24 protein-coding genes are annotated in these 24,189 nt (G+C 40.2%); 1 reads left to right on the top strand and 23 read right to left on the bottom strand.

The genetic code is table 11. The annotated features are described in order from the left end of the window. The 5 genes from rsmA to SINDD18_RS08230 form a co-directional block, all read right to left on the bottom strand. A partial coding sequence (rsmA, locus tag SINDD18_RS08250) for a 16S rRNA (adenine(1518)-N(6)/adenine(1519)-N(6))-dimethyltransferase RsmA (RefSeq protein ID WP_061863791.1) occupies positions 1-780 on the bottom strand: 780 nt, incomplete at its 3' end. Positions 781-799: 19 nt separating this feature from the next. Then, entirely contained in the window at positions 800-1,513 is a 714-nt protein-coding gene (locus SINDD18_RS08245; protein ID WP_061863790.1) for a hypothetical protein, read from the bottom strand. A gap of 89 nt (positions 1,514-1,602) precedes the next feature. After that, complete coding sequence (locus SINDD18_RS08240) at positions 1,603-3,030, bottom strand: SseB family protein (protein WP_060956224.1); 1,428 nt, start codon at positions 3,028-3,030, stop codon at positions 1,603-1,605. A 132-nt stretch (positions 3,031-3,162) separates the two neighbouring features. After that, positions 3,163-3,726, bottom strand: coding sequence for a ribonuclease M5 (rnmV, locus tag SINDD18_RS08235; protein ID WP_060956225.1), 564 nt, complete (start codon positions 3,724-3,726; stop codon positions 3,163-3,165). Then, complete coding sequence (locus SINDD18_RS08230; protein ID WP_060956226.1) at positions 3,723-4,499, bottom strand: TatD family hydrolase; 777 nt, start codon at positions 4,497-4,499, stop codon at positions 3,723-3,725. Before SINDD18_RS08230 ends, rnmV begins: the two co-directional genes overlap by 4 nt. 154 nt (positions 4,500-4,653) lie before the next feature. Between SINDD18_RS08230 and SINDD18_RS08225 the strand changes: the two genes are divergently transcribed. Continuing rightward, positions 4,654-6,498, top strand: coding sequence for an APC family permease (locus tag SINDD18_RS08225; protein ID WP_060956227.1), 1,845 nt, complete (start codon positions 4,654-4,656; stop codon positions 6,496-6,498). A gap of 182 nt (positions 6,499-6,680) precedes the next feature. Here the strand turns inward: SINDD18_RS08225 and rpmH are convergent, their stop codons facing one another. The 18 genes from rpmH to nagA form a co-directional block, all read right to left on the bottom strand. Further along, the gene (rpmH, locus tag SINDD18_RS08220) at positions 6,681-6,815 is read right to left on the bottom strand and encodes a 50S ribosomal protein L34 (protein ID WP_000831905.1); all 135 of its coding nucleotides are present in this window, start codon (positions 6,813-6,815) and stop codon (positions 6,681-6,683) included. A gap of 144 nt (positions 6,816-6,959) precedes the next feature. After that, on the bottom strand, positions 6,960-8,174 hold the full coding sequence (locus tag SINDD18_RS08215; RefSeq protein ID WP_045762715.1) for a pyridoxal phosphate-dependent aminotransferase: 1,215 nt from the start codon (positions 8,172-8,174) through the stop codon (positions 6,960-6,962). A gap of 694 nt (positions 8,175-8,868) precedes the next feature. Continuing rightward, positions 8,869-10,329 (bottom strand): glutamate--tRNA ligase, encoded by a 1,461-nt coding sequence (gene gltX, locus SINDD18_RS08210; RefSeq protein WP_061863789.1) that lies wholly within the window; start codon positions 10,327-10,329, stop codon positions 8,869-8,871. Positions 10,330-10,459: 130 nt separating this feature from the next. Beyond that, on the bottom strand, positions 10,460-11,809 hold the full coding sequence (locus tag SINDD18_RS08205) for a glucose-6-phosphate isomerase (protein WP_061863788.1): 1,350 nt from the start codon (positions 11,807-11,809) through the stop codon (positions 10,460-10,462). 169 nt (positions 11,810-11,978) lie between these two features. Next, positions 11,979-12,668, bottom strand: a complete 690-nt coding sequence (locus tag SINDD18_RS08200) for a gamma-glutamyl-gamma-aminobutyrate hydrolase family protein (protein ID WP_061863787.1) — start codon at positions 12,666-12,668, stop codon at positions 11,979-11,981. Between the two features lie 242 nt (positions 12,669-12,910). Next, on the bottom strand, positions 12,911-14,677 hold the full coding sequence (locus SINDD18_RS08190; protein ID WP_061863786.1) for an ABC transporter ATP-binding protein: 1,767 nt from the start codon (positions 14,675-14,677) through the stop codon (positions 12,911-12,913). A 1-nt stretch (position 14,678) separates the two neighbouring features. Beyond that, complete coding sequence (locus tag SINDD18_RS08185) at positions 14,679-16,385, bottom strand: ABC transporter ATP-binding protein (RefSeq protein WP_061863785.1); 1,707 nt, start codon at positions 16,383-16,385, stop codon at positions 14,679-14,681. A gap of 189 nt (positions 16,386-16,574) precedes the next feature. After that, positions 16,575-17,276 (bottom strand): histidine phosphatase family protein, encoded by a 702-nt coding sequence (locus SINDD18_RS08180; protein WP_061863784.1) that lies wholly within the window; start codon positions 17,274-17,276, stop codon positions 16,575-16,577. 109 nt (positions 17,277-17,385) lie between these two features. After that, on the bottom strand, positions 17,386-17,820 hold the full coding sequence (gene comGG, locus SINDD18_RS08175; RefSeq protein ID WP_061863783.1) for a competence type IV pilus minor pilin ComGG: 435 nt from the start codon (positions 17,818-17,820) through the stop codon (positions 17,386-17,388). Continuing rightward, on the bottom strand, positions 17,798-18,259 hold the full coding sequence (comGF, locus tag SINDD18_RS08170; protein WP_061863782.1) for a competence type IV pilus minor pilin ComGF: 462 nt from the start codon (positions 18,257-18,259) through the stop codon (positions 17,798-17,800). The genes comGG and comGF overlap by 23 nt, the downstream gene beginning before the upstream one ends. After that, on the bottom strand, positions 18,222-18,524 hold the full coding sequence (comGE, locus tag SINDD18_RS08165; RefSeq protein ID WP_024053803.1) for a competence type IV pilus minor pilin ComGE: 303 nt from the start codon (positions 18,522-18,524) through the stop codon (positions 18,222-18,224). Before comGE ends, comGF begins: the two co-directional genes overlap by 38 nt. Beyond that, a complete protein-coding gene (gene comGD, locus SINDD18_RS08160) occupies positions 18,487-18,921 on the bottom strand; it encodes a competence type IV pilus minor pilin ComGD (RefSeq protein ID WP_061863781.1) in 435 nt (144 codons plus the stop codon). The genes comGE and comGD overlap by 38 nt, the downstream gene beginning before the upstream one ends. Further along, positions 18,884-19,207 (bottom strand): competence type IV pilus major pilin ComGC, encoded by a 324-nt coding sequence (gene comGC, locus SINDD18_RS08155; protein WP_061863780.1) that lies wholly within the window; start codon positions 19,205-19,207, stop codon positions 18,884-18,886. Before comGC ends, comGD begins: the two co-directional genes overlap by 38 nt. After that, positions 19,208-20,251 carry a competence type IV pilus assembly protein ComGB gene (gene comGB, locus SINDD18_RS08150; RefSeq protein WP_081108292.1) on the bottom strand — a complete coding sequence of 348 codons (1,044 nt, stop codon included), beginning with the start codon at positions 20,249-20,251 and terminating at the stop codon, positions 19,208-19,210. After that, positions 20,172-21,113 carry a competence type IV pilus ATPase ComGA gene (gene comGA / locus SINDD18_RS08145; protein WP_061863778.1) on the bottom strand — a complete coding sequence of 314 codons (942 nt, stop codon included), beginning with the start codon at positions 21,111-21,113 and terminating at the stop codon, positions 20,172-20,174. The genes comGB and comGA overlap by 80 nt, the downstream gene beginning before the upstream one ends. Positions 21,114-21,171: 58 nt before the next feature. Beyond that, positions 21,172-21,549, bottom strand: a complete 378-nt coding sequence (locus SINDD18_RS08140) for a DUF1033 family protein (protein WP_061863777.1) — start codon at positions 21,547-21,549, stop codon at positions 21,172-21,174. Positions 21,550-21,685: 136 nt separating this feature from the next. After that, entirely contained in the window at positions 21,686-22,744 is a 1,059-nt protein-coding gene (locus SINDD18_RS08135) for a zinc-dependent alcohol dehydrogenase family protein (RefSeq protein ID WP_000649456.1), read from the bottom strand. A 139-nt stretch (positions 22,745-22,883) separates the two neighbouring features. Further along, positions 22,884-24,035, bottom strand: a complete 1,152-nt coding sequence (gene nagA / locus SINDD18_RS08130) for an N-acetylglucosamine-6-phosphate deacetylase (RefSeq protein WP_045762732.1) — start codon at positions 24,033-24,035, stop codon at positions 22,884-22,886. Positions 24,036-24,189 lie beyond the last annotated feature (154 nt).

Below are 24,189 nucleotides of genomic sequence, written 5' to 3'. Positions count from 1 at the left end.
GTCCAAAGCCCTAGTCAACTTATCCTTAACTTCCTCAGTCTTGCCAAAGTAACCTGTCAAGTTGTTCCACAAGGTCTTACGACGATGGGTGAAACTAGCCTTGGAAACCTTAAAGAAGAAGTTCTCATCTTTTACTGCTACAGCCGGTTCTGGACGACGCACCATTTTCAGGATAGCTGAGTCCACGTTGGGTGCTGGTACAAAGACCGTACGAGGCACGATAAAGGCAACCTTAGCTGTCATATAATACTGAACTGCAATGGACAAGCTACCATAAGCCTTGGTATTTGGTTGAGCAGAGATACGATCCGCCACTTCTTTTTGCATCATAACCACAAACTCACTAAAAGGAATGCCACTTTCAATCAAGTGCATGAGAATAGGCGTCGTGATATAGTAAGGCAAGTTTGCTACTACCTTAATAGGCAGGTCAGGGTTTTTAAAATTCTGGATATGTTTCGCTAGGTCAACTTTTAGAATGTCCTCATTGACTACGGTCACATTGTCAAAATCACGCAAGGTATCCGCTAGGATTGGTACCAAACGGTGGTCAATCTCAAAGGCCATGACTTCAGCTGCACGCTCAGCCAAAAATTCCGTCAAGGCACCAATCCCAGGCCCGATTTCGATGACATTGACCTGGTCATCAATTTCAGCCGTATCAACAATTTTTTGAAGGATATTGGTATCGGTCAAGAAATTTTGTCCGAAGGACTTTTTAAAAGTAAAGCCGTGACGCTCCAGCACTGCCTTGGTCACGCTATAATCTGCAATTCTCATTTATTCTCTTTTCTATTTATTAGCTAAAAATAATATATAAAACCCACATAATTCCTAGTGCCAACAAAATCCAAAACACTAAAAGAACACGAGACTTGTTCCCTTTTGAATCAGATCCAGTCATATCAAGCACTTTCTTATCTTCTTGGGGGTTCGTTTTCTTCAGTTCATCCTGATAGGCAACCGAATCTAGAATATTGTCTTCTGGCAATAATTCTGAAGCATAATAGTCAGGAAAGCCCATAGCAAGACCAATTAAGTTCTCTTCTGTCAAAGAAAAATCTAAATCTTTGGGTTGATTTTCCCGAATAGCCCGTATATTTTTTAACAGTTTATCAGCGACTACAGACACTTGGTCCATAAAAACAACATCTAAAAGATCAAATCCGAGTACATCACCGTCTTTGACATTTGCAAGAATATAACGGACAAAGTCATCATATAGTTGCACGGATTGCGGGGCATTTTCTTCTAAAAAAGATCGGTTTTTGAGGGCATTCTGCTGGAATTTCTCAATAGAAAGCAAGATATCTACATTCTGCTCTTGGTAAAATCTTTCTGCCTGCTCTTCATCTTCTTCGAGTTTTTCTGCTGTTTTCCATAGAACAATCGGAGCTTTTAAATCTTCTTCATCCCAAAACAATTGCCAAAAATAAGGTATCGTGTAGATGCCTTCTGTTAAGATACGAGCTTCATCTCCGTTTTTTAAGTAAATATAACTTCTATTTGCCATATCATTTCCTTTCACAATCTTTGAAAAAGGTTAGTGGTTCAAGTAGGATGTAGATAAAACTATATAGTTTCCCAATGTAAAGAAACTCTCTAATCTTTAGCTCTGCCTTCTAGTTCCTCACTGAGCTCTTGCATCTCTTTAAAAGCTGTTAGGCTAACATAAGCACCCGCTTCATAATACTCCGTTGGATTAATGGCATAGTCAAAAACTTCAATCATGCCTCCCGCTTCTTCAATCATGCCATTCCATTTTTCGTCAAAGACCATTCGCAGACGTTTCCAATCAGTAAATACCGGCACAGAGTTTCTGCCATTTTTTCCTTCTTTGACCGGAATGTTGAAACTAGAATCTTTTTCTAAAACGAAGGAATTTCCTTCCTGACTATCGCCCTTAAATTCCGAAGCCGCATCTAGAGGAATTAGGAATTTAGCTTTCGGCATAGCTTCTGAAAAGAACTTATAATAGAGCTTATAAATTACTTCTTCATCTTCTGTAGTTGGGCTATCCAATTGTCCCATCAACAACATCCATCTCACTAGGTCAGGATTCATTACAGGAACTTGTATTTCTGGCAAATTAGAATAATCTGGTTTTTGAACCAAGGCCGAGGCACTGATGCTAACTTCCTTAGAATTAAAGATTGCTCCCAAGGCACCATTTAAGTAAAAGGCTGTCCCAAGGAAGTTCTCAATCCCTTTTTTATCTTCCGTATTTTCAATCAGTTTTACGACAGAGTTTGGGCGGCTATCAATGGTTTCTTTGAATTGGCGATACCAAGATGGTGTCAAAAGCATGATCATGGGATCTGTGCATAGGTATCCCTCTTCTCCCCTGTCATAGGTCGTTGAGAAAAGATAGGGTTCGCCTGTTTTTTCTGAAAAAACTGCATAAACTGAATCTGCTGCTAACAACTTATCCTTGACAATTTCTGCTAGACGCTCCAACTTGCGGGTGTTAGCTTGATAGCTTTCTTCACTTTCAGTTTCCTGATTTTGACGGCATTTCCATAAAAAGAGGCGTAAAATCTCTACGCTATCATCAAGGCTAGCTGCCAAATAATCCTCATTGGTTAACTGGCCCTCTTGGATGGCTACAAAAGCACGATAAAGAGCATCCGAATAGCTAGATAATTTTTGCTCTTCATCAACACCTGAACTAAAGAGCACACTTCCTTTTTTCAGTTTATCCAAAGAAGGAATCCTATCAACCACTAGATGGGCAAGAACTTCATCAGTTAGACTATCTGCATCTTTGTTTTGACTGCTGAGTTTTTTAACCTCTACACTACCAAGACTTTCCATTCCTTGGTCGGGATTGCAAAACTGTAACTGATCCCCAACATTCAGACTACCTTCTAAACTCCCAACAATCAATAATTGATTCGTTTCCTTCATCGGGAACAAATCTAGAACTCCAATACATGCATTGTTTTTAGATTCTTCTGTTTCTTTCTGTGCTTCAGTGATTTCAGCTGCCTCTGCAGTTTCCGTCTTTTTTAAAAAATCAAAGATTCCCATAACTTTTCCTCATTAACTCCACACAAGGCTAATCCCGTGGAGCACTTTTCTAATGCTTGCTATCAAGCCTGATTAAACCGTATATGATTACTTCTATTGTATCATATTCCCCCTACATTTTGGGACGGTTTCTCAATTCTCATATGATTTCATGGCATCTTCAACTTCAGCTAAACTGACACCAAACAATTCCAAACGCTTGAGGAGCTGTTTGCCATTGGAATAACCAATACGAAGGCTTTCTCCTAGATATTCTCTGCGTTTTCGGCTGTCTGCTCCAGCTAGAAACCCTAATCGAATCAAGTCACTACGGCTAATGTCAAAGTCACTTTCTGCTTCAAACTGCTCTGTGACTTGTTCCAGCGCTGTTTTTAAATCTTCATAACTGCCATGTTCGATTCCTAGGGAACGTCCTTTGGTCTTGGACTTAGGAACAGCCTCATCACGTTTGAGAAAAGCGTGTTGAACTGTCGGAATGGCCGTCATAATCATCCGACGAATGCGTTCCCCATTAAAGTCAGGATCTGTAAAGACAATCACTCCGTGACGTTGGTGTAGACGTTGGATTCGTTCAAGGTCCTGCTCATTGATAGCTGAACCACGAGTCTCATAGGTCTCCACATCAAAATAACGTTTGAGATTGGCCGTATCATCACGTCCTTCGACTACGATGACTTGGGAAATTTTCTTTTTCATAATTTACTTTCCAGTCCAAAAATTCGTTCCGCATTTGCACTGGTCGCAGCAGCTATTTCTTCTGTCGTCAGACCACGTAAGTCTGCAATAAAGTCTACTACATAGCGCGTGTAAGCTGTCTTGTTTTCACGACCACGCTTGGGTACCGGGGCTAGATAAGGGGCATCTGTCTCTACCAAAATCTTATTCAAAGGTAATTCTTTGGCTGCCTCCTGAATATCTGTTGCCTTCTTGAAAGTCACCACCCCAGAAAAGGAAATGGTCATACCCAGATCCACAAACTTCTCAGCCCACTCCAGGGTACCAGAGAAGGAATGCATGATGCCACCACGGGGACCAACTCCCTCACTCTTTATAATCTCATAGGTATCTTCTAGCGCATCACGAGTGTGAACCACAAAAGGCAAGTCCAGTTCCTTAGATAGCTGAATCTGACGACGGAAAACCTTCTCTTGAACTTCTTTAGGCGCTGTCATCCAGTGATAGTCCAAACCAATCTCACCCAAGGCAACAACTTTGGGATGTTTTAGTTTTTCCAACAGGTATTTCTCAACATCCTCTGTATAATCTCCTGCTTCTGTAGGATGCCATCCAATCGTCGCATAGAGTTGGTCATATTCTTCCACCAATTCTAAGGCACGTTCAATGGTTGGTTTATCAAATCCAACGATATTCATCCGAGTCACACCCATTTCAGCCGCTAAGGCTATTTCTTCTGCTTCTCTTCCTGAAAATTCTTCCACATTCAAGTGGGTATGTGTATCAAAAATCATGTATATTCCCTCGTTTTTTCTACCTTCTATTATACCAAAAAACTAGTCTCATCCTTATAGGAAAAAATATTTTAAAATCACTCACTTTTTCTTGACGACTTATTTTCATAGCAGTATAATAGCTCTTGTTGAAAATTTCAAAAAAGGAAAGAAAATGTTTACAAAACTTAAATATACCTTTATCGGTCGTCCTCTCAAGTCCTTAACTGAAGGCGAAGGAGGGCTACTTGGAAAAACACAGGCACTTGCAATGCTCTCAAGCGATGCCCTTTCATCTATCGCCTATGGACCTGAGCAGGTCGTCCTTGTCTTGGCTAGTCTTTCTCCCCTCGCTATTTGGTGGAGTCTTCCTATCGGCATTTTTGTCCTCTTGCTACTTGCTAGTCTAACCATTTCTTACCGACAAATCATTCACGCCTACCCTCAAGGTGGGGGTGCCTATATGGTAACACGAGAAAATCTTTCTCCTGAGCTCGGTTTGATTGCCGGTGGAAGCTTGCTTGTTGATTATATGCTAACAGTAGCCGTATCCGTGGCCGCAGGGGCGGATGCGATCACAGCAGCACTTCCTGCTCTCCATCCCTACAACCTCCACATCTCCATTTTTTTGGTCTGTTTACTCATGCTTTTGAATCTGCGAGGCTTGAGGGAATCTGCTAGTTCTCTGATGATCCCTGTCTATCTCTTTATCTTTAGCACGGTCTTCCTCTTATTGTTTGGTATCTTCCAACTATTGACTGGTTCTCTCAGCTATCATGCAACTTCTGCAATTGGTCAAACTGTCCCGAGTCTCTCAATCGTCCTGATTTTAAGAGCCTTTACCAGCGGTTCGGCATCACTAACTGGGGTTGAAGCTATCTCAAATGCTGTTCCATTTTTCAAGACTCCCAAAGAGAAAAACGCAGCTCAGACATTGACCATCATGTCTCTTATTCTTGGATTTCTCTTTGCAGGGATTACCTTCTTAAATTACTGGATGGGAATTACACCTCAACACGGAGAAACAATCCTCTCACAAATGGCTAAAGGAATTTTAGGAGATTCAGCTCTCGGTCAGATTGTTTATTATCTCTTCCAATTTTCAACAGCTCTCATCCTAGCCGTTGCTGCAAATACTGGTTTTTCTGCCTTTCCAATGTTGGCTTACAATATGGCTAAGAACAAATACATGCCCCATCTCTTTATGGAAAAAGGAGACCGCCTTGGTTATTCAAACGGTATTTTGACCTTAGCCTTTGGCGCTATGATCCTTCTGCTCATTTTCAACGGAAATACAGAACGCTTGATTCCTCTTTATACTATCGGAGTTTTTGTTCCTTTTGCCCTTTCTCAAACAGGGATGATTCGCCACTGGAAAAAGGAAAAAGGCTCTCATTTCTTAAAGTCTGCCTTCGCAAATATCCTCGGCGCTATCATTTGTTACGCTATCGTTCTTATCCTACTCTTCTTCAGACTTGGAGATATCTGGCCCTTCTTCCCAATCATCCTGGTCCTAACCTTCCTCTTTTTGTCTATCCACAGTCATTACCAAAAAGTGGCCAAACAGCTTCGACTTTATGAAGGAATTCAAAAGAAAACCTACGATGGCAATGTCGTCCTTGTCTTAGTAGGAAATGTTACTCGAGTCAGCGTTGGTGCTATTAACTACGCTCAAAGCATTGGAGATGAAGTTTTGGCCATGCACATTTCCACCAAGGAAACGGAGGAAAAAGACCAAGAAATCCTCCAAGAATTTGCCGACTACTTCCCAAATATCACTCTAAAAAACATTAATACTAGCTATCGAGATATCATCACTCCTACAGTTCGCTATGTTCGAAAAATCTCTCAAGAAGCTAAGAAAAAGAACTACACGGTTACAGTTCTAGTACCCCAATTTATCCCTAACAAACCTTGGCAAAATATCCTACACAATCAAATGAGCCTCAAATTAAAATATGCTCTCAGATGGCACGAAGATGTCGTCGTTGCCAGCTACTCTTATCATTTGAAAGAATAAAGAAAAGCTCAAAATCAGAAATTCACCTTCTGATTTTGAGCTTTTTTCTATATGCTGTCTTTCCAATACATCTGCTGAAGTTTTTATTCTAAAAAAGGTATTTTAGAAAATTCACTTTTTTAGGCAACAGAAAAGTCAGTAGACTCGAGTTCCTACTGACTTCTTTGTTGAATTCGTTTGGATTATGCAGCCAAAACTTTGCGTCCTTTACGACGACGAGCTGCCAATACGCGACGACCGTTTTTAGTTGACATACGGTTACGGAATCCGTGTTTGCGCGCACGACGTAGTTTACTTGGTTGATAAGTACGTTTCACGATGAATACCTCCTCATAGATTTTGTATTCGTTTAGCCGGCTATAAAGTGATCAGTTACTAAACATACTTTACTATTCTATCTGATTCTTTCGCATTTGTCAATAGCTCTGGCAAATGTTTCCAGCTTTTTTGCTATGAAAGCCTTATCTACGATACTGCTTCAAGAAACGAGTCATCTTTTCTTGGATTTGGGCTAACTCATCTACGCGTGGCAGATAAACGATACGGAAGTGATCTGGTTCTTTCCAGTTAAAGCCTCGTCCATGAACCAAAAGCACTTTTTCTTGCTTCAAGAAATCAAGAACAAACTGTTCATCATCATCGATACGATACATATTGCGGTCAATTTTAGGGAAGATATACAGTCCTGCTTTTGGCTTAACAGCGGACAAACCTGGGATATCTTGAATGGCATTATAAATGAAGTTTCTTTGCTCGTAGATACGACCACCTGGTAAGAGTAATTCGTCCACCGATTGGTGACCACCGAGTGAAGTTTGAACAACCTGTTGAGCCAAGACGTTGGAACAAAGGCGCATGTTTGAAAGCATGTTGAGACCTTCAATATATCCCTTTACATGATGTTTAGGTCCAGACAAGACCATCCAACCCACACGAAAACCAGCGATACGGTGAGATTTAGACAAACCATTCATGCTGACACAGAAAAGGTCTGGAGCCAAACTAGCTACTGGTGTGTGGACATTGCCATCCATAACCATACGGTCGTAGATTTCATCCGCAAAGATAATCAAGTCATTTTGACGAGCAATCTCAATAATATCTAACAAGAGTTCTTTGGGATAGAGGGCTCCCGTTGGATTATTTGGATTGATCAAAACGATAGCCTTAGTATTTGAACTAATCTTAGACTTAATGTCATCTAGGTCTGGATACCATTCAGCTTCTTCATCACAGACGTAGTGAACGGCATTTCCTCCAGCCAAGCTAACTGCAGCTGTCCAAAGTGGGTAGTCAGGCATTGGAACCAAGACTTCATCGCCATTGTCCAAGAGACCTTGCATGGACATAACAATCAGCTCACTAACACCATTTCCAAGATAGATATCATCAATACCTACATTTGGAAATTTTTTGAGCTGACAGTACTGCATAATAGCTTTGCGGGCTGAAAAGATACCTTTTGAATCTGAATAACCTTCACTATCACGCGCATTCATAATCAAATCATGGATAACCTCATCTGGTGCGGTAAAACCAAACTCAGCTGGGTTCCCTGTATTCAAACGGAGGATTTTTTCTCCATTTGCTCGCATACGCATGGCTTCCTCAAGAACTGGTCCACGAATATCATAAGCCACATGCTCTAATTTGATTGATTTGTTAAATTCTTTCATTTGATTTCCTCAATTCATCAGGATAGTTAATATTATACCACTTGATAGAAAAATCGTAAATCGCCCACTACTATTCCACAAAAAAACCTTGCTTAACGCAAGGTAAACAGAGCAAGGTCGATTTCTTTCTATTTTTGGGAGAAGAAAGAGAAAAATATGCACCTCTAGTAAGATATACATCTAAATCTAAAGTCTCGCATATAAACTTCGAATCGAAAACGAAGGCATCGTTATGGATGATAGTTGCATGAACTCATGAATTTCTTCCTGTGTCCAGCAAAACGCAAAGAAAAAATAAGTCGACTCAACAAACAACATAGACGATGTCTGGGCTAATTCGAGTCTGTTTGTAAAGAATTTTACCATATCACTGACTTCTTTCCCTTGCCCTGTCACTTAGTATTATACACTAAAACTTTTGCATTTTCAAATAAGTACATATAAAAAGAACTCTTTTTAAAGCGTCACTTAAAAATTTATACTCAATGAAAATCAAAGAGCAAACTAGGAAGCTAGCCGCAGGTTGCTCAAAGCACGGCTTTGAGGTTGCAGATAAAGCTGACGTGGTTTGAAGAGATTTTCGAAGAGTATTAATTGAATATGATTCTGCTTTGGCAATAAAAAAGAGAGAACCAGGTGATTCTCTCGGTTTTTACTTCTACAAATATCTAGAACGAAATTTAATTTCGTAAGATTATTTCGCAATTTCAGCCAACATTTTTTCAATGTGTTGAATTGATTTTTCACGTCCAAGCAAGTAGATGGTATCTGGCAATTCAGGACCATGCATTTCACCTGAAACGGCGATACGGATTGGCATGAAGAGATTCTTCCCTTTGATACCTGTTTCTTTTTGGACTGCTTTGATTTGTGGGAAGATATTTTCTACCACAAACTCATCTTCTGACATAGCTTCAAGTTTGGCTTTGAAGGCTTCAAGTACAGTTGGCACCGTTTCACCAGCCATGACTTCTTTCTCAGCTTCTGTCAATTCTGGGAAGTCTGAGAAGAAGAGGTCTGTCAATGGAACGATTTCATCCACTGACTTCATTTGTGGTTTGTAGAGTTCCACCAATTTTTCTGCCTTATCTGTCAAGCGTCCTGCTGCTTCGAGGAATGGTTTGGCCATTTCAAAGATGGTCGCAAGATCCGCATTCTTGATATACTCATTGCTCATCCAGTCCATTTTCTTTTGGTCGAAAGCTGCTGGAGACTTGCTAAGGCGGTTTTCATCAAAAAGTTTGATCAGTTCTTCGCGAGAGAAGATTTCGTCTTCCCCACCAGGGTTCCAACCAAGAAGAGCGATAAAGTTAAAGACTGCTTCTGGCAGGTAGCCCTTCTTACGGTAGTCTTCGATGAACTGAAGAGTATTGGTATCACGTTTAGACAACTTCTTACCAGTTTCAGAGTTGATAATCAAGGTCATATGACCAAATTCTGGCGCTTCCCATCCGAGTGCTTCATAAACCATAAGCTGTTTTGGTGTGTTAGCAATGTGGTCGTCTCCACGAATGACGTGAGAGATTTGCATGTCGTGGTCATCGATGACAACGGCAAAGTTGTAAGTTGGGTAGCCATCTTTCTTTTGGATAACCCAGTCCCCACCGATATTGCCACCTTCAAATTCGATATCACCTTTGACCATATCATGCCACTTATAGATACCAGATTCATTAACTGCCAAACGAACAGTTGGGATAATACCTGCGGCTTCACGTTCTGCAACATAAGCTACTTTTTCTTCCTCGCTCATACCAAGGTATTCGTTAATGTAACGAGGTGTTTCACCAGCTGCTTCTTGGCGTTCACGTTCAGCTGCCAATTCTTCTTCAGTGACGTAAGATTTGTAGGCTTTCCCTTCAGCAAGCAATTGGTCGATATATTTTTGATAGAGTTCCAAACGCTCTGATTGTCGGTAGTTTTCATGAGTTTCTGGACTTTCATCCCAATCCATGCCCAACCAACGAAGGTTTTCAAGCTGTGAACGTTCTCCGTCTTCGACGTGGCGCTTACGGTCAGTATCCTCGATACGGATGATAAAAGTTCCACCATGGTGGCGTGCATACAAGTAGTTAAACAATGCTGTACGGGCATTTCCGATGTGTAGTAGTCCTGTTGGACTTGGTGCATAACGCACACGAATATCTTTTGACATATCTTCTCCTATATAGTCTCTAGGCGTCTGCCTTTTTGCTCTCTATATTATATCACAAGTCGTGCCAGAGTCCAATTTCTCTTTTCGAGAAAAAGCAAAAAGAGTGGTAAAACCACTCTTTTCAGCTCTATTATAGACGAGCGTTGAGTTCTTTGCTCAATTCTTCAAATCCTGGTTTACCAAGAAGGGCAAACATGTTACGTTTGTATGCTTCAACACCTGGTTGGTCAAATGGATTGATTGCATTCAAGTAACCTGAAAGGGCAATGGCCAATTCGAAGAAGTAGATTGTGTAGCCAAGAGTGAAGGCATCTTGCTCAGGAAGAGTCACATACATGTTTGGTACGTCACCGTCAGTGTGGGCAAGAAGAACACCGTCAGTCGCTTTTTTGTTAACGAAGTCAACGTCTTTTCCTTGAAGGTAACCAAGTCCGTCAAGGTCTTCTTCCAAAGTAGGGATGATCACGTTCTTACGTGGTTTGTCCACACGGACAACTGTTTCAAACATGATACGAGTTCCTTCTTGGATAAATTGACCCAATGAGTGCAAGTCTGTTGAGAAGTTAGCTGAAGTTGGGTAAATACCTTTTTGGTCTTTCCCTTCTGACTCACCAGCCAATTGTTTCCACCATTCTGAGAAGTATTGAAGTGATGGCTCGTAGTTTACCAAGATTTCAGTAGCATATCCTTTACGGTAAAGGATGTTACGAACTGCAGCGTATTGGTAAGCTTCGTTTTCTGAAAGTTTGTCTGATGTGTAATCTTTACGAGCAGCATTAGCACCTTCCATAAGGGCTTTGATATCTGCACCTGATGCAGCGATTGGAAGCAATCCAACTGCTGTCAATACTGAAAAGCGTCCACCGATATCATCTGGAACTACAAAAGTTTCCCAACCGTTAGCATCTGCTTCAACTTTAACAGCACCTTTTTGGCGGTCAGTTGTTGCATAGATACGTTTGTTAGCTTCTTCTTGACCGTATTTCTTAACCAAGAGTTCTTTGAAGACACGGAAAGCGATGGCTGGTTCAGTTGTTGTACCTGATTTAGAAATCACGTTTACTGAGAAGTCTTTATCTGAAACGTACTCTACCAAGTCAGCAAGGTAAGTTGATGAGATTGAGTTTCCAGCGTAAAGGATTTGTGGCGCTTTGCGTTCTTCTTTTGTTTGCAAGTTTGCAAAGTGGTGGTTCAAGAAGTCAATGGCTGCTTTAGCTCCAAGGTATGATCCACCGATACCGATAACAACCAAGACTTCGCTGTCTGATTTGATTTGTTCAGCAGCTTTCAAGATGCGGTCAAATTCTTCGCGGTCGTAGTTCTCAGGAAGGTCCAACCAACCCAAGAAGTCGCTACCAGCACCAGTTCCTTTACGGATCAATTCGTCTGCTGCTGTAACTTGTGCTTGCATGTACTCCACTTCATGTGGTGCAACAAATTTGTCTAATACTTTTGAATAATCAAATTTAATATGTGACATAGTATTCCTCCAAAATTTCTTCCTTTCTATCATAACGCTTACTAACAATTTTTTCAAGTTTTTATACTAAAAATTTCCAATTTTTATCACAATTCAAACGTTTGCGTAAAAATACAGCTCTATAAATATTCGTAAACAACGAATAAAAAAACGACTAGGTTTCTAGTCGTTACAATTCATTCAATAAATACTCAAATAATTCTAAGTTGCCATCTTCTTCATTGACCAAGAATTCTGGATGCCACTGGAGACCAATAATACGGTGTTCGTCGATAGATTCGATTGCTTCAACAGTTTGGTCACGTGGATCTACTGCTGTTACGCGGAAATTTGGAGCTAAGTCTTTAATGCTCTGACGGTGGACTGAATTAACTTGACTTGCTTTACCAAATAATTTAGACACTACACTGCCATCTACTGTCTCAATAGAATGTGAAGTCCCAAAAGGTAGGCCTTGCCAATGACCTTCAATCTCCTGATTGAGCGTACCGCCAAAGGCAACGTTAACCAGTTGAACACCACGGCAAATGGCTAAAATTGGTTTGTTCTGACGTAGGGCCTCTTGTAAAAGTGCCAACTCAAACTCATCTCTAGCTAGGTTATAATCATCGCTATCAATCGTTTTTTCTTCACCATAAAACTGAGGATGGACATTTTGCCCTCCAGTCAAGATGAGCTTATCAATCATTTCTACATAATCACGAACAACTGACTCATCACCAACTGGAATCACCAAAGGAAGTCCGCCAACCTGACGAATACTCTCAGCGAATTTACAAGAGACAGATGAATGAATATTTTTTCCTTCTGCGTCCACGGGACATAGATTTGCCGCAACTCCAACAACTGTTCTTGCCATTACTGATTTCCTTTCGTTTTCTATTGATAATCTTATCTTACCATCCTTCCCCACACCTGTCTAATATGTTTTTTTTAAGTCCGTGATAAATTTTTTTTATCAGAAAAAGTTGTCCCATACTAGGACAACTTTTTTGCTTATACTCAATGAAAATCAAAGAGCAAACTAGGAAGCTAGCCGCAGGCTATACTTGAGTACGGCAAGGGGACGCTGACGTGGTTTGAAGAGATATTCGAAGAGTATTATTCAAAGACAAATTGATTATGGTACAGTTCGGAGTAAAAACCTCCAAGCTTGAGTAATTCGTGATGATTTCCTTGTTCGATAACCTCACCGTCCTTGAGGACAATAATCTGATCGGCGTTGAGAATGGTTTTTAAGCGGTGAGCAATGACAAAACTAGTTCTTCCTGCCACAATAGCTTCCATGGCATTTTGAATCTTGCTTTCTGTCACAGTATCAACGTTTGATGTTGCCTCATCCAAGATTAAAACCTGTGGATCTGTCATCAAGGTACGGGCAATAGAAATCAGCTGCTTTTGACCGGTTGAGAAGACGCTCTGGTCATCATTAATCAAAGTATCATACTTATCTGGCAAGCTTTCGATATATTCATGGATATGCGTAGCCTTGGCTGCTGCTTCAACCATTTCCTGACTGGCATCTGGGACACCAAATCGAATATTGTCTCGAATGGTTCCACTAAATAAAACAGAATCCTGTAAAACAATTCCTACCTTACTTCGCAAACTATCTAAATCAAACTCGCGAATATCTGTTCCATCAAAGCTGATACTACCTGCATCCACATCATAAAAACGATTGATGAGGTTCATGATGGTTGTTTTCCCTGAACCTGTCGGACCAACTACCGCAATCATTTTCCCTTTTGGAGCTGAGATGCTGACATCTTTCAAAATGGGTTTTCCTGGCAGGTAGGAGAAGTCTACGTTACGAATCTCCACACCCTCTTTTAATTCGTTAAAAATTGGAGCATCTTGAGGACGAATTTCTTCTTCTGCATCAAACATTTCTTGGATACGGTCTGCACCTGTAAAGGCCAGTTGCAAACTTCCCCAACTCGCCGCTAATTGGATAATGGGCTGGTAATACTGTTGCGAAAACTGAGTAAACATGACAATCAAACCAAGTGCAGTTGCTGTCTCGATGTTCTTATCATTCAGTAAGACAGCTGAACCAACAAAAATAACTACTGCTGTATTGACCAAGCTCATCCCGTTCATAACAGGGAAAAGAATTCCTGAGAACATTCTTCCCTTGAAAGTGGCTTTTCGAACCCGTTCATTCTGCTCGACAAAACCAGCAATCACATCTTCTTGAATGCCTTGAACAATAACGGCTTTTTGTCCAGAGATACTCTCATCCATATAAGCATTGAGCTTCCCAACTTCCTTTTGTTGGAGGTTTGTATATTTCCGCGCTAGCTTCAGGATAAAGAACAACATGATAACAGCTATTGGAGTGCTGGCAATTGTGATTAAAGCTAAGGTGACATTTTTTGCGAACATGACAATCAGCAAGCCAATATAAAGGGCAATATTGGTCATGACAGACACAAGGCTTTCATTAAAAGCTTGGAGAATATTATCCAAATCACTAGTAAAACGTGACAGGATATCACCATCTTGATGGCGGTCAAAGAAAGAAACTGTCAAGCGAGAAAGCTTGCCAAAAAGTCCCTTACGCATCTCATTTGTAGATTCGGCAATAATGCGACTCATCAAGACCATATAGATGAGACTAGAAACTACTAAAACTATCAAAATATAAGCAAGATTAATCAAGAGTCCCAATAGACTTTGCCAAACCATATCGGGATTTCCATTTTGATAGGCTATAACCAAATTAGCCAGCTCTGTGACTGTTTGACCTGCAAATACTGGAAAGAGGGCTTGTGCTACCGTTGCAATGATAATCATAGCAATGACAACGATAAAGGATATCTTGTAAACTTTAAAATAGTTCCAAAAAAATTCAAATGTCTTCATCCTACTCCTCCTTTCCTTTTTGCGTTTCATAAATTTCACGATAAACTGGGTTTGTTGCAACCAAGTCAGCATGCTTACCTTGACCAATCAAACGCCCTTGGTCAAGCACTAAAATTTTATCAGCATGAACAACAGAGCTAATCTTTTGCGCGATGATAATCGTAGTCGTCCCCTTCAAATCCTTGTTGAGGGCTTCTTGGACCAAACGTTCTGATTTGGCATCAAGGGCGGAGGTTGAATCATCGAAAATCAATATCTTAGGATTGCTGACAATCCCACGCGCAATGGACATTCTTTGTTTTTGTCCACCAGAAAAGTTAGTTCCACGTTCCTCAACCGGACTTTCAAAAGCCAATTCCATGCGACTAATAAATTCACTCGCTTGGGCAATACGAGCTGCGCGTTCCATTTCTGAAACTGTCGCATCTCCCTTTCCTTGTCTGAGATTATCTGCGATGGTTCCACTAAAGAGAATGGCTCTTTGTAGAACGATAGAGACTGTCTTGCGAAGTGTCCCTTCACTAACTGTACGAATGTCCTTTCCACCAATTTTGATCGAACCTTGCTGAGGATCAAACAGTCGTGGAATCAACTGAGCCAAGGTTGATTTACCTGCACCAGTTGCTCCGACAACCCCAACCATCTCACCAGCTGCAATATCGAAAGATACATCTTTTAGGATAGGTTCTTCATCATTTGGATAGGTGAAGGTTACATTTTCAAAACTGAGACTTCCTTCCAATTCTTCATCTTCCACATCCTTGAAAGTCATAGCCGGTTCTGTATCCAGGATTTCACGAATACGACGAAGGGAAATCATGGCACGAGTGACTGAATTCCCCAAAAATCCGACCATAACGATAGTAAAGATAATCTGACTCAGATAATTCACGAAGGAAGCAATGGAACCAACCACTGATGGATCTGACTCTGCCATACCTGCTACAAGCCAGATTGAAAGAAAGACAGCACCGTAAGAAATCAACATCATTGCAGGTTGAACAATAGAAAAAGCATAACCGATATAGAGGTTTTCTCCCAGCAATTCATCTGACACTTGCGTAAACTTATTAAACTGATCTTTCTCTCGAACAAAAGATTTGACCACGCGCACACCACGTAAATTTTCTTTTGCAATGGCATTGATACGCTCAAGTAAGGTCTGAAATTTTGCAAAGCGAGGTCCCATCATTCCCATCATAAGCCCCGTCATAGCAACAATCAGAACGACCATGAGTACCAGCACCCACCACAGAGAAGGTAAGGTGACAACTGCTAATATAAAGGAACCGATAAATAAAAGCGGTAGTCGAAAGAGGATTTGGAAGGTCATCATGACTACGTTTTGAATCTGGTTGATGTCATTGGTCATACGAACAACAAGATTCCCTGCGTTAAATTCCTCAATATTGGCGTATGAAAAAGTTTGAATCTTACGAAAGGCATCTTCCCGTAAGTCTGACGAGACTCCTTGAGCAATGTAGGCGGCTAACACAACATTGATGCCACCTGCAATCAAACCAATCAAGGCAACAAGGATTAACCAAAAACCAATATGATAAATAGCTGCATTATCACCTGTTAGCAGTGCCTCTAAAACTTTCTGCAAATAACGTGGTTGCAAGAGTGAACTCGTTACCATTAGACCTGTCATAATTAAGGAAGCCAGAGCCTGCCATTTATAGGCTTTTATTTTCTGAAACAGCATATTTCCCCCTTCTAAGATAGACAAAAGGGAACGACAACTCTGTCAGTCCCTTATTATGCTTTCATGTTGATGCTATTCTAACAAAAAAGAATGCTATTGTCAAAGCACTCAGCTCATACAAGCTTGTACAATGACGACATCAGCATTCTATAAAATCGTTTAAAAATCTTCTAATTGAGAACCGAATTTTTATTGTTCTGAACTAGCTTGCTCTTCTAGTTTAGCTCGTCCAATTTCACGGTAGCTACGGTCCCCAACAATCTTGACTGAGAACTGACCATCTTGGTACTCGAGAATCGTCACACTTCCATTATCAAGGCCATGCGGATGCATTCCGTTGATTAAATAAACAATGGTTCCAATAGTCATTCCATGGCTGACTACGAGAGCATTTCCTCCCCCATTAGCTTCCATTTCCTTGGCAATGGCTTCAAAACCTTCCCAGATACGACCACTTAGTTTTTCCCAGCCTTCAGCCCAGCCTGCTGTATCCACTTCTACCAAGCCTTCAGCTAGCTCCGCGTAGGATAAACGATGCACATGATCGACATTAAAAATACGAGGAATGATCCCCATAAAAAGGTCTCCATCATAAGCACCATCAAAACTACCAAAGCACCATTCACGGATTCGCTTATCCATACGATAAGGAATTTGACCTGTCAGACCTAGTTCCTCAAGGATAATTCCCATAGTCTGAATGGTCCTCCCTGAGTCACTCGAGTAAGCACGCTCAAACTTTAAGCCTGATTCACGCAAGCCAATTCCCAATTCATGAATACCTCGCTCACCTTCAGCTGTTAAGGGAGTATCACTCCAGCCTTGAGCACGCCCAATCGTATTAAACATTGTTTTTCCATGACGCACTAGATACAATTTTACACTTGACATTTTCCGTCCTCCATATGTATCTATTATAGCATGATTTCGTGCAAAAGCCTTGTCCTAACCCACTGAGTCCAACATCACCACTTAAACTAGATTTTACAAATCTGATAATCTATGTCTTATCATTCTTAGAAGGAGCAACTTTAGATGGTTCGGTGGCCTCTTTTTTAACCTCTTCTTTTTTCTTCTCGCTTTCTTCTTTTGACTTTTTTTCTGTTTTCTTCGTCTTATCGTCGGTCTTTTTCAAAGGTGGAAAACGAAATTCAAATTGATTTTTCCCGGTGTCAACAATCGCTATAAATCTCTTTTGGTCATTACGATAAGTTGCCTTTCCTGCATTAAATGACTGCTGACCACTCTCAGAACTAGCTTTTTCATAGGTTCTCTTAGCCATTGCAAGGGCAAGGAGTTTTTCTTTATTGAGTGCATAATCCTGATGATGAGCCACTTGTCGATTCAGATAAAACTGTAACAAGAGACTAAAAATTCCAGCAACAGTGATCGCGTAAAGGAGAACTCCAGCTCTAACTTTTTTCTTTTTCCACACGATAGATGAACTCCCTCTCTAGTCCCTTTTCAAACTGAAAATTAAAATGAACATTTTGCCCTTTTTGGTAAATATGAGCTGATTTCAGACCGTAAACCATCGGCTGGTAGCCACGTCCACTGGCATCTGTTTTTCGAAAATCATTTGACTTTGATTTTCCCATGGAAATGGGGTTCCCATCCTGTTTGAGGTAAAGTCTATCATTCTCTACTTTTTCAAATTGGGCTCGATTCAGCTCTGCTTCCAGCTGATCCACAAATAAGAGCCATTCTTTTTGCTCACTTTTCTGCTGGTAGCGAACTTCTGAAACCAAGAGTTGGCTCATAGATTGAAAAAGAAGTAAACTCCCACTAATCACAATAAGAACAACCAGGGATTCTAAAAGTGTAAAAGCTCTGACTCTACTTATCTTGAATCGCCAGTAATTTTTCAGTTCCATGATACACCTCCAAACCTCGCTCATTCGAGACAACATGAACTGTAAGGCCATTGACAGTTAACTGCTTTTGTCCAGTCTGCAACGCCATACGAGCCACTCGCAAAACTTCTTCCTGTTTTAGAAGTTCTACTTCTCTTTTTCTACTTTCTTGAATTTGTCCCAGCAAGAGGGTTGCAATACTTGCAAAAATGGCTAGCGAAATCACTGCCTCTAGTAAAATAACCGCCTTAATTTTTTGCTTCTTGAATACGTTTAATCTTTCCATTTCCTAGATATAGTTGGTAGCGAACCACTTCTTTCCTTGTTTGAAATCTCACGCTAGCTAGAGACGAATTCCCTCCAGCCTTATCAAAGGTAATTGACTGATTAGACTGCAATTGAATGCCTTTAGGGATGGCCAATTTCTGATAGCCATTCCCAATACTTCTCTCTTCTAGCATTAAGTTCATCTTCTGCTGACTAGCCAGACTTCGCTTCTGAGTTTCCCGATAAAGTTCCTCAAACTCCATAAAGAAAATTTGCTCTTCCACAGCCGCAAAAGTGGACTGAACTGAACTTGACAAACCCAAGGCTAACAGACTGACTATCCCTAAGACCAATAAACTTTCGAACATAGTAAAAGCCCTAATCCGCAACTGTTTGATTTGTCTTTTGTTTTGCATGATATTCCTTATAGGCTTTTGCTTGCTCAGCAGTGATGCGTCCATCTGCCTGAAGTTTACTTAGACTAGCATCCTCATTTTTATCTAGAGTATAGAGTTCGGCTTGGCTTTCTACCACCTTGACGACTGCTGCTTTACCCTTGTCATTGACTGCATCCTTTTGCTTAGTAAGATTTGGTACAAAAAGTAAGAGTAGGACGCTAATGATAAGCAACACCACCAACATTTCTACCAGTGTAAAAGCTTTTGCCTTGGCTTCTTTTAATTTCATCAACATTTTTTTCATCTAAAAATTTACCTCCATATTTTGATACATAGGCAGCAACATAGCTGCGTACAATAAAACGATTAGCAGAGCTACAAAAATAAAGACCAGTGGTTGAACTAAGTTCATCGTACGATTAACTCGGGTAAAGAAGGATTCCCACGTTTTTTCTGCATAGATTTCCAATTCGCTTCCCAACTTGGATTTGATCTCTCCATATTCAATGATTAATCCCAACTCTCTTCTAAAAAAAGGATAATCCTGCACAACCATAGAAAATTCATGCCCATTTTGCAAGGACAGGGATAAATCATGTCCGATTTCCTTAAAAAGAGGATTGCCTTGCTCCTGCATCATCTGGAAAATCTGTGACAACTCTAAACCTTGTCCAATCATATTTCCCCATTCTCGAGCATAATAGGCCGTCAGATAATACTGAACAAATACACCTAGAAAGGGAATTCTAGCTAGAAAAGAAAAGACTTTTATCTTCCTAGATTTTCTGTAGAATATCAGTCCTGTTAAAGATACGAGACCTAGCGCCAGAGTAAGTCCAAGAAAAATCTGTGGTAGGTTACTAATCACTAAGGTAGCTATGTTACTACTATCCAGTTGGGGCAAGAGATAATTTCGCAACCCCAACATAATGAGCAGTAAGAAAGCTAACAATATGATTGGATAGGTCGCAACTTCAATTAACTTCTTCTTGACCTTAGCAAGATTATCTAAATACTCTTCAATTTTCCCTAAACTCAAATGAAGGTTCCCATGAACTTCAGCCAAGGAAAGTTGCGTGACAATTGAACTTGAAAAACCTAAAGTCCCCATCATTTCCGAAAAGGATTTTCCCTGCGAGAGTCCTAGACGCATCTGCGATACATATTCCTTTTCCAACAAGAGACTTCTATCTAGAAAGGAAATGATCTCTACCAAGTGAAAACCACTCGAGAACAAATTGTTAAAGAGAGTGATGATTTTCTTCTGCTTACTGGTAGCTAATTTTCTCCGTTTCAGCTTGAAAGGCAGTGATATGTCCTTCTTTAAGAAGCTGGTCAATTTGTCCATTCCACTTTTCTGCCTGGTGTTCTTGGTAATCTTCGTTTGCAAAATCAATAATTCCTCCTCCTGCGATTAGTCTCTGGTAACAAACACCTTGTAAAACTACTGCCAGTTCATCTTCACTGACACCAAGTTCTAAAAGGCGCTCATAAACCCCACGAACACTCTTGGCATGGATTGTCGAGAATACCGTGGCACCTGTCAGACTAGCTCGTACAACGGCACGGGCTGTTTCGCTATCTCGAATTTCTCCAATGATTAAAAGATCTGGACGATGTCGTAGGGAAAGTTTGATCAAGTTCTCATAGCTAAGTCCGATAGCTTCATTGAGCTGTAATTGTAGCATTGCTTCTTGCTTAATCTCAACCGGATCTTCAATGGACATGACCTGTTGTCCCTTAAACAATGACTTGGCTAATTCATGCATCAAAGTAGTTTTGCCGCTTCCTACGGGGCCTGCAAAAAGATAAAGCCCGCGTTGCCTAAAGCCCTTTTCCAGTTCTATAAGGTCCTGAAACCAGAAGCGCAACTCTTGTTCTTGATCATGCAAAAGCCGGATTACTAGACTCTCATGACCACGATAATCTCCCACCGTCGATAAGCGTAATGAAGAAACCTTATCTCCATGCTGATAATCACAGGAACCAAGCTGACTACGGCGTTTTTCTCCAACGTTCATCCCCGCAATAAACTTAAAATGACTAATGACAGCCCCCAACTTTTCAAAGTCATAGGTGTTAATCAAATGTCTCTCATCTCCAACTCGCATATGTAGCTCATAAATCTTTTCTTTAGGAACAAAATAGATGTCCTGAGCTCCTTGTTTTTTGGCCAGTGTAATCAATTCTTGTGCAAGTGTTTGTACCATATCTTCCTCCTCATTCTTATTATTCGAAGAAAATATAAAAAAAGAAGAAACAACTTCATTAAAAAGTTGTTTCTTCTTTTTTGATGCGACAAGTACGGTGGATTTCTAAACCAGTCTGCTTTTCGTAACCAGGTCTAAATTTTTCATCAGGAATGACTTGACCACCCTCCAACAAAGCCAAGGAATGATATTGCTGAAGAAATTCATCGCATTCTTCACACCAGCGTTTATCTTCTGGATCCCAAAAAATAGTCATCAAGTCTCCTCTACTTTTGTAAAGGGGAATTTCCTTTTCTAACTCAAACCAACAAGACTTATAATATTTCAAGGCGTCATAATAGTTATCAAATGTTTTGCTCGCAATGACGTCGTCTTCCCAGCCTTCTATAAACCACCACGGTTCAAAATCTCCGTACATTTTTATAACTCGATACATAGTTTAACTTCCTTTGTACCGTATATTATAGCGAAATTTTAAGAACAATGAAAGAATTTTGCTCATTTTCACGAATTATATAACATTTTCAAAAAATCCAGCTATTCAAAAACGAATAACTGGATTTAAAACAAGATTAACCTTCTGAAATATCGTTTTCAATGATCACTTTAATCGCATGATGATCAGCAGCCTTACTAAACACTTCATAGGCCTTTTCAATTTCACTAAGTTTGAAATAATGAGTTACCAATTTTTCAGGTTCAATTTTATGACTTTCTAAGGCTTTCAAAAGCTGAGGAGTTGTATTGGTAGAAACCAATCCAGTAGTAACATTAATGTTACGAATCCAAAGAGTGTCCAAATCAAACTGAACTGGTTTACCATGCACACCACAGTTGGCTACTGTTCCATCTACACCGATAATCTTTTGGCAGAGATCAAACGTTGCAGGAATACCAACAGCTTCTATAGCAACATCCACACCTCGACCATCTGTCAAATCATAAATTTCTTGAATTGCTTTTTCAGGGTCTGAAGAATTAATCTTATGAGTAGCACCGAAAGAAACTGCAGTATCCAGACGGTTATCGTCTAGGTCCACCATTATCAATTTAGCTGGTGAATAGAATTGTGCCGTCAAAAGAGCTGCTAATCCGACTGGCCCTGAACCAACGATAGCTACACTACAACCAGGCTCAACTTTCCCTTTTAAGACACCAATTTCATAACCAGTTGGCAAGATATCAGATAACATAACCAAAGCTTCATCAGACAAGTCAGCTGGAGTATGATAAAGAGTATTATCAGCATGAGGCACACGAAGATATTCTGCTTGCATACCGTCGATCAAATGTCCAAAAATCCATCCACCTTCGTCTTCACAGTGAGCATAGATTCCTTTTTTACAATAGTAACACTTGCCACATGCACAAACGCAAGAAATCAAAACCTTATCACCCTTTTTGAAGTTTGAAACTCCTGCTCCGACTTCCTCTACAATACCAATTCCTTCATGTCCTAGGATAGTTCCACTCTTACAAGCAGGAACATCCCCTTTAATAATATGAAGGTCTGTACCACAAATGGTAGTCTTAACGATACGCACAATAGCATCTGTTGGCTTGCGAATAACTGGTTTGTCTACATCAACAAATGACGCAAGGCCTGGTTTAACGTAAGTATAAGCTTTCATAAGCAATCCTCCGCTTTTTTATTTGTATTATTTATATCATAATTGTAAGCCTTTTCATTTAAAAAATCAAGTAATTTGTGAAAAAAATAACAAATTTATTTAAAAAAAGAAGAAACTAAACTAGTTTCTTCTTTAGAAATTATGCTTGATAACGTTTTTCACCATCTAGATAAGTTGCTACTAATTCCAAATCTTTATCTAACACGATAAAGTCTGCATCGTAGCCTTCACGAATTTGTCCACAGACATCATCGATATGAACTGATTTAGCTGGATTTAGACTAGCCATCATGACTGCTTCATGAGGATTTGCGATTCCCCACTCAACGACATTTTTCAAACCATCTTTAAGTTTGAGAATGGAACCTGCCAAGTTACCTGTAGATTTAAGGCGAGCAGTCCCATTTGCAACTACAACCGGAAATTCACCTAACATATAATCTCCATCTTGCAAACCACCTGCTGTCATACAGTCAGTGATAAGGGCAATATTTTCAGTTCCCTTTTGTTTAAGAAGAATTTCGCAAGCCTTAGGATCCACGTGATGACCATCACAAATCAATTCTGCATAAGTGTGTGGTAACTCATACATGGCACCAACCATACCAAGTTCGCGGTGTGTTAAACCACGCATTCCATTATAGGCATGAACCCAAACACTAGCCCCGGCATCAACAGCTTTTTTAGCTTCATCAAAGGTAGCATTAGAGTGACCAAGAGCAACAGTTACACCTTCACCAGTAATAGTACGTACAAAGTCCTCAACCCCATCACGTTCAGGTGCAAGAGCAATTTTATTAAGAAGACCATTAGCAGCCTTCTGCCATGCACGAAACTCATCCATACGAGGATCTTTCATGTAAGCAGGGTTTTGAGCTCCTTTAAATTCCTCAGTAAAATATGGCCCTTCAAAATAGATACCACGAATCTTAGCACCAGATGCTTCTTGATAGCGTGCACCAATGTTTTCAGTAACAGCCAGCAATTGTTCGTATGATGAAGTTAGTGTAGTTGGTAGGAAACTAGTAACACCTGTGCTAAGAAGACCTTCACTCATCGTATGAAGAGTCCCTTCAATATTATTATCCATAACATCGACACCACCAAAACCATGAATGTGTGTATCAACAAGACCAGGTGCGATGCTATAACCAGAATAATCTAAAATTTCAGCATCCTCAGAAATCTCTTCAACATGCTTACCAAATTTACCATCAATAAGTTCCAAATAACCTCCACGACGAATACCATGTGGATAGAAAAATTGATCAGCTTTAATATACTTAGGCATAATGATAACCCCCTTAAGAAATAATCTAGTATTTATTATGTCAATTACATTATAAACCTTTCAAAACAATTTGTAAATGGTATAGACCTTTTTTAGTGAAATTTTAATAAATTGTTCAACAAAAAAGACAAGGTCCGAAAACCTTGTCTTTAGG

Origin of the sequence: Streptococcus infantis (assembly GCF_001579645.1) — a bacterium.
In the GTDB taxonomy this organism is placed as follows: Bacteria; Bacillota; Bacilli; order Lactobacillales; family Streptococcaceae; genus Streptococcus; species Streptococcus infantis_E.
The sequence above is the reverse complement of the archived record's forward strand: the minus strand, read 5'-3'. Positions and strand labels throughout refer to the sequence as shown.